Source organism: Azoarcus sp. DD4 (assembly GCF_006496635.1).
Taxonomy (GTDB): Bacteria; Pseudomonadota; Gammaproteobacteria; order Burkholderiales; family Rhodocyclaceae; genus Azoarcus.
In genome coordinates this window covers 4,099,086-4,115,391 of the sequence record NZ_CP022958.1, presented here as the reverse complement: position 1 = coordinate 4,115,391, position 16,306 = coordinate 4,099,086, and the positions used below count along the sequence as shown (strand labels likewise).

Genomic DNA, 16,306 nt, shown 5'->3' with positions numbered 1-16,306 from the left:
CAGGGCTTCCTTGGTCTATTTTCGTATCGTATGGATGTTACATCCTGATAATCGACATTAAAAGGATGGTTCTTCTGTAAATTCGCTGAAATGACGGAGTAAACAAAAGCACATTCTCGGCCCGTCCCGGTAGGATTCCCTCCGTGCCCACAAGGCACAGACCAGGCCTGAGTGTCCCCGCCTTCCCCCACCCCGGGAAGGCGGCGATACCCCGGCCAACCCGGACCATCCGCCCAGGAGTGCATCGTGCCCAACGTCTTTGCCCGTACGGCAGTCGGCTACAGAGGCGACCCCCGCGTCGCCGGCCTGCCGCTGATGTTGATTGCGCCCGCGCTGTTCGCCGCCAACATGGTGGCGGCGCGCTGGGCAGAGAGCGCCGCGATTCCGCCCATCTTCCTGGCTTTCGGGCGGTGGACGCTGGCCTTCTTCATCCTGCTGCCCTTCGTCGCGCCGCGGCTGTGGGCCTGCCGTGCCGTGTTGCGCGCCGCCTGGCCGCGCATCCTGCTGCTGGCTTCGCTCGGCATGGGCGTGGCGGTGGCGCCGCAGTACATGGGCGCGCACGACACCAGCGCCACCAACGTCGCGCTGATCTTCGCCGCCTGCCCGACCCTGATTGCGCTGATCGAAGCGCTGGTGTGGCGGGTGCCGGTCGGTACGCTGCGCGCGGTGGGGATGTCGCTGGCGATCTGGGGCGTGCTGTTGGTGCTGGCCAAGGGCGAGGTGGCGGCGCTCGGTCGTTTGCAGTTCGGCCGCGGCGACCTGTGGGTGGTGCTGGCAGCCTGCGGCTGGGCGCTCTACACCGTGCTCGGCAAGCGCCGCCCGCTGCCAACGTTGCCCGGCGAAGTGAAGCTGTCGGCGCTGATCGGCGGCGGCGCGCTGGCGCTGGCGCCGTTCGCGCTGCTGGAGGCGGCGGGCGGCACGGTGGCCGACTTCGGCGACGGCCGGCTGTATGCGGCGCTCGGCTTTCTCGCCATCGTTCCCAGCCTCGGCGCCTATTTCTGCTACGACCGACTGGTCGGACTGGTCGGCCCCGGCGGCGCCAGCGTGTCGATGTACCTGGTACCGCTCTACGCCGCGCTGGCCGCCTGGCCGCTGCTCGGCGAAGTGCCGCAAGCCTTTCACATTGCCGGCTTCGGCCTGATCCTCGGCGGCGTGCTGCTGTCCGGTCTGCAGCGCGATTGATGCCGGCGTCCTGCACGGCCCGCCTTGGGCGTGCGGGGCGGCTGGCTCTACAATCCGGGGCATCGAAATATCCCCGGACGAACCGCCATGTCAGTGTCGATGCTCCGTGCGATCCTGCTGTCGCGACGCCGGCGGCTCCGGGGGCGGCCATGAGCGCCTGGCTGCGGTTCTGGCTGGGCGTCCTCCAGCACACCGTGCGGCTGTGGCTGGATGCGCAGGTCTTCATCCACGCGGCGGCACTCGCCTTCTTCACCGTGTTTTCGGTAGCGCCGGTGGTCATCGTGGTGGTGACCATCGTGGGTCTGGTGTTCGGCGAAAGCGCGGCGCAGGGCCAGATCGCGCAGCAGCTCGAAGCGGCGATCGGGCCGGAGGCGGCTGCCGCGGTGCAGACCGCAGTGGCGGGCAGCCGTATCGAACACAGCGGCATCCTGCCATCGCTGGCCGGGGCGGCGGCGATGCTGTTCGGCGCCACCACCGTGTTCGCGCAGATGCAGAACGCGCTCAATGCGATCTGGGGTGTAGCGCCGCGGCCCACCCGCAGCAGCTTGTTCATCTATCTGAAGGGGCGTCTGCTTTCGCTCACCGTGGTGCTTGCGCTCGGCTTCGTGCTGCTGGTGTCGCTGCTGCTGAGCGTGCTGGTGCAGGCCCTGGTGGCCTTCGCCCAGGACTGGCTGCCCTTGCCGCCGGCTGTGCTGCTCAGTCTGGATGGCGTGGTGTCGCTGGCAGTGGTGACGCTGCTCTTTGCCACCATCTTCCGGGTGCTGCCGGACGTGCTGCTCGGCTGGCGCGACGTCTGGCTGGGCGCCTTCGCCACGGCATTGTTGTTTGCGTTGGGGCGCGAACTCATCGCCTTCTATCTGTCCACCACGGCCACCGCCTCCACCTACGGCGCGGCCGGTTCGCTGGTGCTGCTGCTGATGTGGGTGAATTATTCTTCCCTGATCCTGCTGCTCGGCGCGGCCTTCACCCGCGCCAACCTGCAGGCGCGAGGCCTGCCGGTACGGCCCCGGGCGACCGCGGTCTGCGTCCACAGGGAACTGGTCGAAGAGCGCATCCAAGCGGCTGCGGTGAGGGACGGCAGCCCGTCCGCTTGAGCGCTTTCGCGGGGCGTCACCCGGCGTATGCGAGGTGCGTGCAGCCGGCACTGGCGTCGGCCTGTATACTGCCGCTAAAGTACAAGAGCGGCCCCGTGCCGCGTCCGGCTGCCCGTGCGGCGAGCCTCGGAAATCAGGGGGAGGTGGTTTGGCTGCACGGCGGTGCTCTGGATGGCGGTGCGCGCTCGGTCTCCTGCGCTGGAGCGGGCCGGCTGCTGCCTTGCTGCTGCTGATGGGCAGCGTGGATGCGCAGGCGGCGCGCCAGGTCCGTGTAGGCGTCTATGAGAATCCGCCGAAGATCTTCACCGGTACCGACGGCGTCCCGACCGGCCTGATGATGGACCTGCTGCGCGAGATCGCCGGGCAGGAGGACTGGCAGCTCGAGTTCGTGCCCTGCGAATGGCAGGCCTGCCTGGCCGGGGTGGAATCCGGCAAGATCGACCTGATGCCCGACGTCGCCCACAACGGCGAACGTGCGCGGCGTTTCGCCTTCCACCGCACGCCGGCGCTGAGCAGCTGGTCGCAGATCTATCGCCGCGGCGACGTCACCATCGATTCCATCTTCGATCTCAAGGGCAAACGCATCGCCCTGCTGGTCGGCAGCGTGCAGGAGCAGTCGTTGCGGGCGATGCTGAGCGGCTTCGACATCCCGTTCGACATCGTGCCGACGACCTCGCCGGAGGAAGCCTTCCAGCTGGCGGCCACCGGCAAGGCCGATGCCGCGGTCGCCAACCACTTCTTCGGCACCTATCGGGCGGCCTCGCTGCGGCTGATGGAAACGCCCATCGTCTTCCAGCCGGCCAATCTTTTCTACGTGACGGCGCTTGGCCGCAATGCCGAGCTGCTCGCGGCGATCGACACCCATCTCGAAGCCTGGATACGTACGCCGGGTTCTCCTTATTACGTGGTCGCCAAGCGTTGGGGCGGGCGGGCGCCCGAGTTGCCCCTGCCGGAAGCGGTGCGCAAGGCCTTGCAGTTGCTGGCCGGGCTGGGGGTCGTGCTGGCCGGCGGGGTGGTGTTGCTGCGCCGACGGGTGCAGGCGAAGACGCGCGAACTGCAGCAGGTGAACCGGCAGCTCGCCGCGACGCTCGATGCGGTTCCGGACCTGCTGTTCGAAGTGGATGCCGACGGCCGTTACATCGACGCACACGCCGCGCGCAGCGAGCCGACGCATACGCCCTTGCAGCCGCTCGTCGGCAAGACCTGGCACGAGGTGCTGCCGCCCGAGGCGGCGGCGACATGCACGCGTGCGGTGCGCGAGGCCGAGGCCCACGGCTGGGCCGGTGGTCACCAGATCGAACTGCCGGGGCCGGACGGTACCCGCTGGTTCGAGCTGTCGGTGGCGCGCAAGCAAACCGAAGCCGCCGGCCTGCCGCACTTCATCGTGCTGTCGCGCGACGTCACCGCCCGACGCAGCGCCGAACTCGGCGTGCAGCGCCTGTCTCGCCTGTATGCCACCCTGAGCCAGTGCAACCAGGCCATCGTCCGCTGTCGCGAGCAGGACGAACTGCTGCGGCAGATCTGCCACGACGCCGTGGTGTATGGCGACATGAAGATGGTCTGGATCGGTCTGCTCGACGCCGCTGACGGTCTGGTGCGGCCGGTTGCCGCTTACGGCGACGGCACCGAGTACCTCGACGGCATCTGCATCTCGACCGACCCTGCCAGCCCCCACGGCCGTGGCCCCAGCGGCACCGCGATGCGCGAGGACAGGCCGGTGTGGTGCCAGGACTTCGCCAACGATGTCGCCACCGCCGCCTGGCACGAGCGCGGCAGCCGCTACGGCTGGCGGGCATCGGCCGCCTTGCCGCTGCACCGTGACGGCGCCGTGTTCGGCGTCCTCAACCTGTACGCCGGCGAGGCAAGCGCGTTCGACGAGGCGGCGCAGCGGCTGCTGGTCGAGATGGCGATGGACATCGACTTCGCGCTTGGCCGCTTCCGCCAGGATGCCGAGCGCGCACGCCTGGCCGCGGCCATCGTCGAGAGCGAGCAGAAGTACCGGTCGCTCACCGAGAGCGTGAACGACGTGATCTGGACGATAGATGCGGAGAACCGGCAGCTGCTCTACATCAGTCCGGCGGTGCAGCGCTTGTGCGGCTATACCCCGGACGAGTTGTGCGAAATGCCCTTCGGCTTCGTGTTGCGGCCCGAGCAGGCGGCGGAATTCGCGGCCCGCATCGATCTGCACCTGGCCGAATTCCGCGCCGGCACGCGCAGCAGCGCCGACGTCATCGCCGAGGAGATCGAGGTTTTGCGCAAGGGGGGCGACTTCGTCTGGGCCGAGATCGTCACCAACATGGTGACCAACCCGCGCAGCGGCCGGGTGGAGATCCACGGCGTCGCACGCGACATTTCCGAGCGCAAGCGTGCCGAGGCGCAGATCCAGCGGCTGGCGCATTTCGACCAGCTCACCGGCCTGCCCAACCGCACGCTGCTCAAGGATCGCTTTCGTTATGCGCTCGGTATCGCACAGCGCAGCGGGGGAGCGTTCGCCGTGATGTTCCTCGACCTCGACCACTTCAAGAACATCAACGACACCCTCGGCCACGATCTCGGCGACCAGTTGCTGGTGGAGGTCGGCCGCAGGCTGGAGTCGGTGCTGCGTGCCGGCGACACGGTGTCGCGCCAGGGCGGCGACGAATTCGTCTTCCTGCTGCCCGATACCGACGCCGAAGGCGCCGGCAGCGTTGCGGCCAAGCTGCTGGAAATCACCTCGCAGCCTTATGTGCTCGGCAACCACGAGCTGAGCGCCACGCCTTCGATCGGCATCGCGATGTACCCGGACGACGGCAAGGACATGGACACGCTGGCGCGCAATGCCGATGCCGCGATGTACCACGTCAAGCGCGATGGCCGTAACGGCTTCCGCTTCTTTACCGAAGAGATGCAGGCGCGTTCGGCGCGCACGCTGGTGCTGGCCGGCGCCCTGCGCCACGCGCTGGAGCGCGACCAGTTCTCGCTGCACTACCAGCCGCAGGTTTCGCTTCGTACCGGGCGGCTGGTCGGCGCCGAGGCTTTGCTGCGATGGACGCATCCGGAGCTGGGCCCGGTGTCGCCGGCCGAGTTCGTACCGATCGCGGAGAGCAACGGGCTGATCGTGCAGATCGGCGAATGGGTGCTGCGGCGCGCCGCGACCGAGGCCAGGCGCTGGACAGATGCCGGCCTGCCGCCGCTGGTGGTGGCAGTGAACCTGTCGGCGGCACAGTTCCGCCATCCCAATCTGCCGGAGGTGGTGTCGCGCATCGTCGAAGAGGCCGGTCTGCCGCCGCGGCAGCTGGAGCTGGAGCTGACCGAGGCGATGGCGATGGACAACCCGCAGGCGGCCATCGAGGTCATGGACAGGCTCTATGCTTGCGGCATCCGCATGTCGATCGACGATTTCGGCACCGGCTATTCATCGCTCGGCTACCTCAAGCGCTTCAAGGTGGACAAGCTCAAGATCGACCAGTCCTTCGTGCGCGACATCACCGAGGATGCCGACGACAAGGCCATCGTCACCGCGATCATCAATCTGGCCGACAGTCTCGGTGTGCTGACGGTGGCCGAAGGCGTGGAAACATCGGGGCAGCTCGATTTCCTGCGCAGGCAGGGCTGCGACGCGGTGCAGGGTTACTACTTCAGCAAGCCGCTGCCGGCCCAGGCCTTCGAGGCCTACGCGCGTCAGGCGGGCGCAGGGCCGCTGGTCGCCGGCGAGTCGAGCGTTCAGCTCGGCACTGCCGGCGAGGGCATCTGACCGGACCGGCGGCGCCGGCGCGCTCCCGCGGGCGCGCGCCGGCATCGTCCGGCCGCGCGTTCAGGAGGCCGGGCCGAAACCCATCGGCGCAGGGGCGAGCGCCAGGATCTTCTGGTACAGCGCTTCCGCCTCTTCCTTGGGCTTGATGCCGAACAGCGGGTTGTCGTTTTCGCGGAAGGCAGCGTCGATCTCGGTCCAGTCCTCGGCGGTGAGCACCCGTTCGGCCACCGGCAGCAGCTGCTCCTCTTCGGTCTGCAGGTGGGCCCACTCCAGCTCGGCGTAGTGCTCGGCCGCCTCGAAAAAGCGCTCGCGCGCACCGGCGTCGCCGTTCTGGAAGCCGATCAGCTGCTGCTTGATGTCGTCCATCATCGGATGGCCTAGCACGTGCTCGCGCTCCAGCTTGGCGATCAGCGCGTCGGCGTCGTGGGTGCGGCGCTTGATCGCGGTGAAAAGGAACTTGTCTTCCTTGGGGTGGTGCCAGCGATCCGGGTAGGACACGATGTAGTCGAGGATGGCCTTGAGCACCGGAAAGTTGGGCTCGGCGCCGTTGCGCATCTGGCGGATGAGGTAGCGCAGCGAATAGAGCACTGCGCTGATGGCGAGGTGTTCGTCCTTGATGATCTGTATGGCTTCGGGTCTCACGATGGTCTCCTCCTTGTTGGTGTCCCGCTCCGCGAACCGGATGCCGTTCGGGCTCAGTAACAACGGTGTCGCTGTTCGACTGCCGGATCAATGATCCAGATCAACTTACACGCGTTCGATGGCGAGTGCGATGCCCTGGCCGACGCCGATGCACATCGTCGCCAGGCCGTAGCGGCCGCCGCCGGTTTCGAGCTGGTTGAGTGCGGTGGTCACCAGTCGCGCGCCCGAGGCGCCGAGCGGATGGCCGATGGCGATGGCGCCGCCGTTGGGGTTCACGCGGGCGTCGTCGTCGGCTAGGCCGAGGCGGCGGGTCACCGCCAGTGCCTGGGCGGCGAAGGCCTCGTTGAGTTCGATCACGTCGAACTGGCTGATGGTCATGCCCAGCCGGGCGATCAGCTTCTCGCTGGCCGGCGCCGGGCCGATGCCCATGATGCGCGGCGCCACGCCGGCGGCGGTGGAACCGAGGATGCGCGCGCGCGGGGTGAGGCCGTGGCGCTTGACCGCGGCTTCGGAGGCAAGCAGCACCGCGGCGGCGCCGTCATTCACGCCGGAGGCGTTGCCGGCGGTCACGGTGCCGTCGGGGCGCACCACGCCCTTCAGTTTCGCCAGCATCTCCAGGGTGGTGTCGGGGCGGGGGTGTTCGTCGGTGGCCATGTGGATGGGATCGCCCTTCTTCTTCGGGATGACGACCGGCACGATCTCGCGCGCGAAGAAGCCGCGTTCGTTGGCGCTCGCCCAGCGCTGCTGGCTGCGCAGCGCGAAGGCGTCCTGGTCGGCACGATTGACGCCGAAGTCGGTGGCCACGTTCTCGGCGGTCTCCGGCATGGAATCCACGCCGTACTGCGCCTTCATCAGCGGATTGACGAAGCGCCAGCCTATGGTGGTGTCCTCGATCTTCGCGCTGCGCGAAAACGCGCTGTCGGCCTTGCCCATGACGAAGGGTGCGCGGCTCATGCTCTCGACCCCGCCGGCGATCATCAGCTCGGCCTCGCCGGCGGCGATCGCGCGCGCAGCGCTGCCGATGGCGTCCAGGCTGGAGCCGCACAGGCGGTTGACCGTGCTGCCCGGCACTTCCACCGGCAGCCCGGCAAGCAGCGCAGCCATGCGGGCGACGTTGCGGTTGTCCTCGCCGGCCTGGTTGGCGCAGCCGTAGATGACGTCGTCGACCAGGTTCCAGTCGACGTTCGCGTTGCGCGCCATCAGGGCCTTGATCGGCAGCGCGGCGAGATCGTCGGCGCGCACGGAAGAGAGCAGCCCGCCGTAGCGGCCGAAGGGGGTGCGGATGGCGTCGCAGAGATAGACGGTGTGGGTCATGGTGTCCTGCCGTGCGCGTTGGTGTGCAGAAAAAAGTGGGCGTGTCGCCACGCCCACCCAAGAGAAGAGAGTTGGAGACAACCCTCTGGAGAAACTGTTGGAGTGTTGGGGGGCTCCCTCCCCTTGAAGGGGAGGGGAGAACCCGCCCCCTCAATACGTCTCGATATGGAACCGGCCCTTCGCCAGCAGCTGCGGCCGCAGCGTGTCCCAATCCGCGCCGTTCGCCCGGCAGATGTCGCGGAAGGCTTCGATCACGCCGGCTTCCATGCCCTTGAGGCCGCAGATGTAGATGTAGGCGTTGTCGTCGGTCAGCATCCTGAACACCTTGTCGGCGCGTTCGCGGATGCGGTCCTGCACGTACATCTTGGGTTCGCCGGGCACGCGCGAGAAGGCGAAGTTGATGTCGATGAAGTCCTTGGGCAGCTTCTGCAGCGGGCCGAAGTAGGGCAGTTCGCCGGGCGAGCGCGCGCCGAAGAACAGGATCAGCTCGCCGCCTTCCTTCTGCTCCATGCGGCGGCGGCGGCGCTCGGTCATCGCCCGCATCGGTGCCGAGCCGGTGCCGGTGCAGATCATCATGATCGACGAACCCGGATTGTTCGGCATCAGGAAGGTCGAGCCGTAGGGGCCGGTGACCTGCACCTTGTCGCCCTTCTTGAGGTCGCACACGTAGTTGGAGGCGACGCCCTTGGCCGGATTGCCTTCGTGGTCTTCGGTGACGCGCTTGACGGTCAGCGACAGGTTGTTGTGGTGCGGGCGCTCGCCTTCGCGCGGGCTCGCCACCGAATACATGCGCAGCAGGTGCGGTTTGCCCTTTTCATCCACGCCCGGCGGGATGATGCCGATCGACTGGCCTTCGAGCACCGGGAACGGGGTGCTGCCGAAATCCAGCACGACATGGTGGATGTCGCTGGAGGCGTCCTCGTCGGTCAGCCGGTAGTTGCCGGTGACGGTGGCGGTGACCGGGTTGGTGGGGCCGTAGAGGTTGAGGTAGGGGTGCGAGGCCGACCACGGCGCCAGCGCCGGGCCGCCGTGGCCGGCAGTGGCGACGTCGGTGATCTTCTGCACTTCGGCCGGGGTTTCGGCGACGGCGCCGGTCGCGCCGGTCCTGGCCTCGAAATTGTCGAGGTCGCGGGTGTCGGGCAGCACGTCCCAGCTGTATTGGTCTTCGAGCGTGTAGGAGCTTGCGGATTCGACATTGCGCCAGGAGTCGATCGCGCCGGTCGGACAGGGCGAGATGCAGGCGAGGCAGCCGTTGCAGACGTCGAACTTGACGACGTAGTTGCGTGCGTCGTGCGTGATGGCATCGACCGGGCAGATTTCCTCGCAGGTGTTGCAGCGGATGCAGATTTCCGGGTCGATCAGGTGCTGGCGGGCGATGTTGGCGTGCTCTGCTGGCGCGTTCATGGTGTCTCCTTTCTCCGTGGGCTGGGGAGCGACCCGGCTCCTCCCCCTTCAAGGGGGAGGTTGGGAGGGGGATGGGGTTCCGCTCCTGCCGGTAAGCAACCCCATCCCCACCCCAGCCCTCCCCTTGAAGGGGAGGGGGCAGGTGCGCTCCTTCTCTTTTTTAGTTGAAACGAACGTAGTCGAAGTTGATCGGCTGGTTGTTGATGCCGCGTCCCGGCGGTGCGATCCAGTTGGCGAACTTGCCCGGCTCCAGGCAGCGGCCCATCAGCGAATGCACGTACAGGCGGTCTTCGTCGCTGGGCAGCCAGTTCAGGTGCTGGTGCGTCCATTCGGCTTCGGACAGCAGGCGGCCGTCGGGCGACACATGCACGTCGGCGAACATGCCGATGGCGCGGTGGAAGCCCTTGTGCGGCAGCGTGAACTTGAAGTCGATGCCGAACTTGGCCGGGATGCGGTTCCAGCGGTCGACACCGGCCTGCACGTCGGCGATCCAGTCGTCGCGCAGACGCTCGTTCAGCGCCGACAGCGCGCCGACGTGGCGGGTGTTGATCTTGTCGCCGGCGACGTCCATGACTTCGTATTCGGCGTTCATCAGCTTGTGGTCGTCGTTGATCTTGGTCTCTTCGAAGCGACCCTTCAGACCGGTGGTGTAGTAGGTCGCGGCGTTCGACGACACTTCGTTGCCGTAGAGGTCGCTGGTCACGCTGAAGTGGAAGTTCAGGTATTTCTGCAGCGTCGGCAGGTCGATCACGCCGGCGGCGCGCAGCTTGTCCTTGTCGTCGGTCTTGAGCTGCTGCATCACTTCGCAGGTGCGCTGGATGACGCGGGCGATGCCGGATTCGCCGACGAAGAGGTGGTGCGCTTCTTCGGTCAGCATGAACTTGCAGGTACGCGCCAGCGGGTCGAAGGCGGATTCGGCCAGCGAGGCGAGCTGGTACTTGCCGTCGCGGTCGGTGATGAAGGTGAACATGAAGAAGGACAGCCAGTCCGGGGTCTTCTCGTTGAAGGCGGTGAGGATGCGCGGATTGTCCTCGTCACCGGAACGGCGCTCGAGCAGCGCTTCGCCTTCTTCGCGGCCGTCGCGGCCGAAGTGGGCGTGCAGCAGGTAGACCATGGCCCACAGGTGGCGGCCTTCTTCCACGTTCACCTGGAAGAGGTTGCGCAGGTCGTACAGCGACGGCGCGGTCAGGCCGAGGTGGCGCTGCTGCTCGACCGAGGCCGGCTCGGTGTCGCCCTGGGTGACGATGATGCGGCGCAGGGTGGAGCGGTATTCGCCCGGCACTTCCTGCCACACGTCTTCACCCTTGTGGTCGCCGAAGGTGATCTTCTTGTCGGCTTCCTGCGGGGTCAGGAAGATGCCCCAGCGGTAGTCCGGCATCTTGACGTGGTCGAAGTGCGCCCAGCCGGTCGGGTCCACGCTCACCGCGGTGCGCAGGTAGACGTCGTAGTTGGTCGAGCCGTCCGGGCCCATGTCGTCCCACCACTGTAGGAAGGCCGGCTGCCAGTGTTCCAGGGCGCGCTGCAGGGTCTTGTTTTCCGACAGGTTGACGTTGTTCGGGATGCGTTCGCTGTAGTTGATGCTCATGTCTGTCTGCTCCTCCAGATTCTTCGGTGTCGCGGGCCGGGCCTGTTGCGCCGCGGTCCCGCCCTGATTTCAGCTATGTGCTACTGACCTCCTGAATCACGCCAAGGCGCCGGCTGCTACGGCAGGGGGACGGCTTGCCACGCGATTGACCGAGGGATGCGGTGGCCGGGCGCGCGCGTGCCAGCGACGCGCCCGGCGTGTGCCTTACACCCGGTTCCAGTCGAACTGGGCCTTCTTGCCGGAACCGAAGAGCTTCAGCGCGCCGTTCTCGCCGACGGCGTTGGGGCGGATGAAGATCCAGTTCTGCCAGGCCGACAGGCGACCGAAGATGCGGGTGTTCATGGTTTCGGTAATGCCGAAGCGCAGGTTGGCTTCCAGGCCGGTGAGCGCGTCCGGCGACAGCGCGGCGCGTTCCTCGACCGCGATGCGCACTTCGTCGGCCCAGTCGAGGTCGTCCGGGATCGCGGTGACCAGGCCCAGCTCGAAGGCTTCGGCGGCGGTCAGCAGGCTGCCTTCCTTGGCTTTGACAGCGGCGACCGGCGCCTCTTCCTGGTAGAAGCGGGCGGCGATGCGCGACAGGCCATTCACCATCGGCAGCGGGCCGAAGTTCATCGCCGACAGGCCGATCGCGTTGGGCGCGCTGGTGGTGTCGAGCATGTAGCTGCGGTCTGCGGCGAGCGCGACTTCCAGCAGGGTGCCGGCAAAGCAGGAGCCCGGCTCGATCAGCGCGTACAGGCTGCGCGAGGACACGTCGATGCGGGCCAGGGTGCGGCGCAGCATGCCGAGGGTTTCGCGCACGAACCAGTTGGCCTGGTTGGCGACGATGGTGGCGTCCATGTCGAGCACGACCTGGGCGTCGCCTTCGGTGCGCAGCTGCCACAGGCCGATGTCGAGGTGGTTGGTGCGCAGGTTGAGGATGGCGTCGTCGAGTTCGCGTGCCATCTTCAGCGGCCACCAGTTGGCGCCCTGGGCTTCGATCTCGGCGGCGGTCTTCGCGGTGACGGCGGACGGGGCGCGCACGGTCAGGGTGACGGTGCGGCCGGCGGCATCGATCACCGCATCGACGAATTCATAGTGGTAGCCGCTGGCATCCACGGTGCGCTCCAGGGTCGGCAGCGCCACGCCCTTGGCACCGCTCGGGCGGTCGGACAGCTTGGCGAGTTCGGCGGCGCGCTTGGCGATGTGCTCGCCGAACTGCTGGGCCTTGACCACGTCGTCGACCAGGCGCCAGTCCTTCGCACGCTGACCGCGCACGCCTTCGGAAATGGTGCAGAAGATGTCGGCGTGGTCGCGGCGCACCTTGCGCTTGTCGGTGACGCGGGTGAGGCCGCCGGTGCCGGGCAGCACGCCCAGCAGCGGGACTTCCGGCAGCGACACCGACGAGTTGCGGTCGTCGACCAGCACGATCTCGTCGCAGGCCAGCGCCAGCTCGTAGCCGCCACCTGCGGTGGTGCCGTTGCAGGCGGCGATGAACTTGAGGCCGGAGTACTGGCTGGCGTCCTCGATGCCGTTACGGGTTTCGTTGGTGAACTTGCAGAAGTTCACCTTCCAGGCATGGGTGGACACGCCCAGCATGTAGATGTTGGCGCCGGAACAGAAGATCTTCGGCTTGCCGGAGGTGAACACCACCGACTTGACGGAGGGGTTCTCGAAGCGGATGCGCTGCAGTGCGTCGTGCAGCTCGATGTCGACGCCGAGGTCGTACGAGTTCAACTTCAACTTGTAGCCCGGACGGATGCCGCCGTCCTCGTCGATGTTGAGCGTGAGCGTGGCGACTTCGCCGTTCACGTCGAGCTTCCAGTGCTTGTAGCGCGACGGTTCGGTGCGGTAGTCCACCGGCTGGGTCTTGGCGGCTTCGATCTTGTTGGCGCTTGCAGCTTCCACTTTCTGTCTCCTCTTCTTTGGGGGTCAGCTCATGACGAGCTGTCTTAACTTCATGAAACTCTCGTCCACCGTCTCGCCCGAGGTGTCGATCACGGTGTCCGCCTTGGCGTAGAGCGGCTCGCGCGCTTCGAGGATGCGCTTGAGGTCTTCCATCGCCTCGTCGTTGCCCGCCATCGGCCGCAGGTCGCCCTGGGCCATCACGCGGGCCATGTGTTCTTCCGGCTGCGCCTTGACCCACACGGTCAGGCAGTTCGACAGCAGCATGTCGTAGGTTTCCTGCTGGGCGACGACGCCGCCGCCCACCGAGATGACGCCGCGTTCGTTGTCGCGGATCACCCGTTCCAGCGTGCGCTGCTCGATCCGGCGGTAACCCGCCTGGCCGTACAGCGCGAACAGTTCGCTCGCCGGCATGCCGGTTTCGCGTTCGATCTCGCGGTCGAGCTCGATGAAGCCGACGCCCATTTCCTTGGCCAGCCGGTTGCCCAGCGTGGATTTGCCCGCGCCGCGCAGGCCGATCAGCGCCACCCGCTTCCTGCGCACCGCTTCTTCATGGCCGAAGTCGCGCATCAGGCGGAACACCACTTCTTCCAGGCGGTGCTGCGGCAGCCGTTCGAGGAAGCGGCGGATCAGCCGCTTCTCCACCGTGTCTTCCGCTTCCGGCGCCAGCAGCTCGATCAGCGAGACATCCAGCGCGCGGGTGATGTGGCGCAGCAGCACGATCGAGACATTGCCTTCGCCGGCTTCCAGGTGGGCGAGGTGGCGTTCGGAAACGCCGGCCTCGCGGGCCACCAGCTTGCGCGTCATGCCGCGGCGGTCGCGCACTTCACGTACCCGCTTGCCCAGCGCGAGCAGAAACTCACCGTCGTCGCGCTCGTCGGTCTGGCGCGCTTCGGCATTGCTCTGATCGTTTTCCGGGGTGTCGGTCCTGGCGTTCATTTACTCGGTTCCTGTGCAGTGTGCTGCACCGTTTGTTGAACAATAGTGCAGCTTAAAATTAGAGTCAAGAGGTAAAGTGCAGTTTAGTTCCGTCGAATGCGCACTCGATTGCATCTTATGTAGTCCTTGTTAAGAGATAATCCAAGCTGCGCTGCTATATATTGCGTTGCAGCATGGAAATCGCCTTGTGAAGATGAACTAAAGTGCTTGACGACGAGATGTTGGGGTGTATTCTATATCCAGTGACGGACGCCGCCGATGCATTCGGCTGCAGGTCCAACCCCAGCGACGCGGCGCAGACCGCAGAAAAGGTCAACAGGAGGAGCAGGTGAAGCTTGCCAATCATGTATGCGGGCAGTGGGTGGAAGGCGCAGGGGAGGGCATTGCGCTCTTCGATCCGGTGACCGGCGAGCGCCTGGTCTCGGTGTCTTCCGAAGGCGTCGATGTCGCGGCGGCGCTGCGCTACGCCCGTGAAAGCGGCGGCGCGGGCCTGCGCGCCATGAGCTACGAAGCGCGTGCCGCGCTGCTCGGCAAGATCGCCGAAGTGCTCACCGCCAATCGTGACGCCTATTACGACATCTCGCTGCGCAACTCCGGCTCGAATGCGGCGGACGCCGGCTTCGACGTCGATGGCGCGATCTTCACCATCAAGACCTACGCCCGCGCCGGCAAGGTGCTGGGCGACGCCCGCCACCTGAAGGAAGGCGCGCGGGTGCCGCTGGCCAAGACCGACGCCTTCCAGGGGCAGCACTTCCTGACGCCGCTGTCGGGCGTTGCGATCTTCATCAATGCCTTCAACTTTCCGGCCTGGGGGCTGTGGGAGAAGGCGGCGCCGGCGCTGCTCGCCGGCGTGCCGGTTCTGGTGAAGCCGGCCACGCCCACCGCCTGGCTGACCCAGCGCATGGTGGCCGACGTGGTCGCCGCCGGCATCCTGCCGCCGGGCGCGATCAACATCGTCTGCGGCTCCGCCCGCGACCTGCTCGACCACGTCGGCGAATGCGACGTGGTGTCTTTCACCGGTTCGGCCGACACCGCCGCCCGCATCCGCAACCATCCGGCGGTCGTCGCCAACGCGGTGCGCGTCAATGTGGAAGCGGACAGCGTCAACTCCGCCATCCTCGGCCCCGACGCCCAGCCGGGCAGCGCCGAGTTCGATCTCGCGGTGAAGGAGATCGTGCGCGAGCTCACCATCAAGACTGGTCAGAAGTGCACCGCCATCCGCCGCATCTTCGCCCCGGCCGCGGTGGCGCGGCCGCTGGCCGACGCGGTGGCGGCCAAGCTCGCCGGCATGACCGTCGGCAATCCGCGCAGCGAAGGCGTGCGCGTCGGCCCGCTGGTGAGCAAGGCCCAGCAGGCGGCGGCCTTCGAGGGTCTCGCCAAGCTGCGCCAGGACGCCGAACTGGTGTTCGGCGGCGGCGAGGGCTTCGTGCCGGTCGATGCCGACCCGGCCGTCTCCGCCTTCGTCCAGCCCACGCTGCTGTTCTGCGACAAGGGTCTGGCTGCGCAGCATGTACACGATGTGGAAGTGTTCGGCCCGGTGGCAACCGTGCTGCCTTATGCCGATACTGCAGAAGTAATAGCGCTCGCGCGCCGCGGTCGCGGTTCGCTGGTGGCCTCGGTGTATTCCGCCGACGCCGGCTTCCTCGCCGAGCTGGTGCCGGGCATCGCCGAGCTGCACGGCCGGGTGATGGTGGTGGATGCCGCCGTCGGCGGCCAGCACACCGGCCACGGCAACGTGATGCCGACCTGCCTGCACGGCGGGCCGGGCCGCGCCGGCGGCGGGGAAGAACTCGGCGGTCTGCGTGCGCTGGCGATGTATCACCGCCGCTATGTGGTACAGGGCGGGCCGGGCTTGCTGGATGCGCTGTCGGCGGGGGCTGCGGACGCGGCGCTGCTGGGGGCTTGACGGTTTGGTCCCTCCCCTTGAAGGGGAGGGGGATTTACGCCGCCGCTCGGCGGCCGGTTCGCCGGACACCGCTGCTTTTTCGATGCCGGACGAACACACACAAAAAACCAACTTCGACAGGAGAGACGCATGACGCCTGAAGCCTTCCAGGCCCTGATCGCCAAGGTCACCGCCACCATCGCCGGCAAGCCGGTCGATGCTGCGCTGGCCACCTTCCTCAACGAGCGCTTCCCGCCCGGCAGCGCCGAATTCGACGACATCGCCGCGGCCTGCAAGCAGGCCGTCGCCGATGGCTGGATGTGCGAGCGCGAGCATGGCGGCATCAAGTACGGCCGCGTCATCAAGCCCTGTGACGCGATCCACGGCTTCAGCGTGGACGTGGTCGAGATGGCCGACGTGGTCGGTCCGCAGCATGCCCACCCCAATGGCGAGGTCGACATGATCATGCCGCTCGACGGCGAGCCGAAGTTCGACGGCCACGGCGCCGGCTGGTTCGTCTATGGCCCGGGCACGGTGCACAAGCCCACCGTCGCCGGCGGGCGCGCCTACGTGCTCTACCTGCTGCCGGGCGGCGCCATCGAATTCACCCGGTAGCAAGCATCACGACAGGGTGCAGCGCCGGCGAC

11 protein-coding genes are annotated in these 16,306 nt (G+C 67.1%); 5 read left to right on the top strand and 6 right to left on the bottom strand.

Translation table 11 applies throughout. The features are described from left to right. Positions 1 to 246: 246 nt before the first annotated feature. The 3 genes from CJ010_RS19005 (at position 247) to CJ010_RS18995 (ending at position 6,009) form a co-directional block, all read left to right on the top strand. On the top strand, positions 247 to 1,182 hold the full coding sequence (locus CJ010_RS19005; RefSeq protein WP_141019501.1) for a DMT family transporter: 936 nt from the start codon (positions 247 to 249) through the stop codon (positions 1,180 to 1,182). A 149-nt stretch (positions 1,183 to 1,331) separates the two neighbouring features. Further along, positions 1,332 to 2,276, top strand: coding sequence for a YihY/virulence factor BrkB family protein (locus tag CJ010_RS19000; protein WP_141019500.1), 945 nt, complete (start codon positions 1,332 to 1,334; stop codon positions 2,274 to 2,276). A gap of 220 nt (positions 2,277 to 2,496) precedes the next feature. Beyond that, on the top strand, positions 2,497 to 6,009 hold the full coding sequence (locus tag CJ010_RS18995; RefSeq protein WP_240794412.1) for an EAL domain-containing protein: 3,513 nt from the start codon (positions 2,497 to 2,499) through the stop codon (positions 6,007 to 6,009). A gap of 60 nt (positions 6,010 to 6,069) precedes the next feature. Here the strand turns inward: CJ010_RS18995 and CJ010_RS18990 are convergent, their stop codons facing one another. The 6 genes from CJ010_RS18990 to CJ010_RS18965 form a co-directional block, all read right to left on the bottom strand. Then, complete coding sequence (locus CJ010_RS18990; RefSeq protein ID WP_141019499.1) at positions 6,070 to 6,651, bottom strand: hemerythrin domain-containing protein; 582 nt, start codon at positions 6,649 to 6,651, stop codon at positions 6,070 to 6,072. Between the two features lie 105 nt (positions 6,652 to 6,756). Then, positions 6,757 to 7,965, bottom strand: a complete 1,209-nt coding sequence (gene pcaF / locus CJ010_RS18985; protein ID WP_141019498.1) for a 3-oxoadipyl-CoA thiolase — start codon at positions 7,963 to 7,965, stop codon at positions 6,757 to 6,759. 150 nt (positions 7,966 to 8,115) lie between these two features. Beyond that, complete coding sequence (gene boxA, locus CJ010_RS18980; RefSeq protein ID WP_141019497.1) at positions 8,116 to 9,369, bottom strand: benzoyl-CoA 2,3-epoxidase subunit BoxA; 1,254 nt, start codon at positions 9,367 to 9,369, stop codon at positions 8,116 to 8,118. A 160-nt stretch (positions 9,370 to 9,529) separates the two neighbouring features. Further along, the gene (gene boxB / locus CJ010_RS18975; protein ID WP_141019496.1) at positions 9,530 to 10,954 is read right to left on the bottom strand and encodes a benzoyl-CoA 2,3-epoxidase subunit BoxB; all 1,425 of its coding nucleotides are present in this window, start codon (positions 10,952 to 10,954) and stop codon (positions 9,530 to 9,532) included. 204 nt (positions 10,955 to 11,158) lie between these two features. Beyond that, entirely contained in the window at positions 11,159 to 12,838 is a 1,680-nt protein-coding gene (gene boxC, locus CJ010_RS18970) for a 2,3-epoxybenzoyl-CoA dihydrolase (RefSeq protein ID WP_205754821.1), read from the bottom strand. A 24-nt stretch (positions 12,839 to 12,862) separates the two neighbouring features. Then, positions 12,863 to 13,774: a helix-turn-helix transcriptional regulator gene (locus tag CJ010_RS18965; RefSeq protein ID WP_141019495.1), complete on the bottom strand. Its 912-nt coding sequence runs from the start codon at positions 13,772 to 13,774 to the stop codon at positions 12,863 to 12,865. 328 nt (positions 13,775 to 14,102) lie between these two features. Here CJ010_RS18965 and CJ010_RS18960 point away from each other — a divergent pair, with 328 nt between their 5' ends. Continuing rightward, positions 14,103 to 15,680: a 3,4-dehydroadipyl-CoA semialdehyde dehydrogenase gene (locus CJ010_RS18960; protein WP_141019494.1), complete on the top strand. Its 1,578-nt coding sequence runs from the start codon at positions 14,103 to 14,105 to the stop codon at positions 15,678 to 15,680. Positions 15,681 to 15,809: 129 nt separating this feature from the next. Next, the gene (locus CJ010_RS18955; protein ID WP_141019493.1) at positions 15,810 to 16,274 is read left to right on the top strand and encodes a DUF4863 family protein; all 465 of its coding nucleotides are present in this window, start codon (positions 15,810 to 15,812) and stop codon (positions 16,272 to 16,274) included. Positions 16,275 to 16,306 lie beyond the last annotated feature (32 nt).

Coding starts and splice junctions, on each gene's coding strand:
- CJ010_RS19000 (WP_141019500.1), top strand. CDS start 1,332: ATGAGCGCCTGGCTGCGGTTCTGGCTGGGCGTCCTCCAGCACACCGTG.
- boxA (WP_141019497.1), bottom strand. CDS start 9,369: ATGAACGCGCCAGCAGAGCACGCCAACATCGCCCGCCAGCACCTGATC.
- CJ010_RS18955 (WP_141019493.1), top strand. CDS start 15,810: ATGACGCCTGAAGCCTTCCAGGCCCTGATCGCCAAGGTCACCGCCACC.
- pcaF (WP_141019498.1), bottom strand. CDS start 7,965: ATGACCCACACCGTCTATCTCTGCGACGCCATCCGCACCCCCTTCGGC.
- CJ010_RS18965 (WP_141019495.1), bottom strand. CDS start 13,774: ATGAACGCCAGGACCGACACCCCGGAAAACGATCAGAGCAATGCCGAA.
- boxB (WP_141019496.1), bottom strand. CDS start 10,954: ATGAGCATCAACTACAGCGAACGCATCCCGAACAACGTCAACCTGTCG.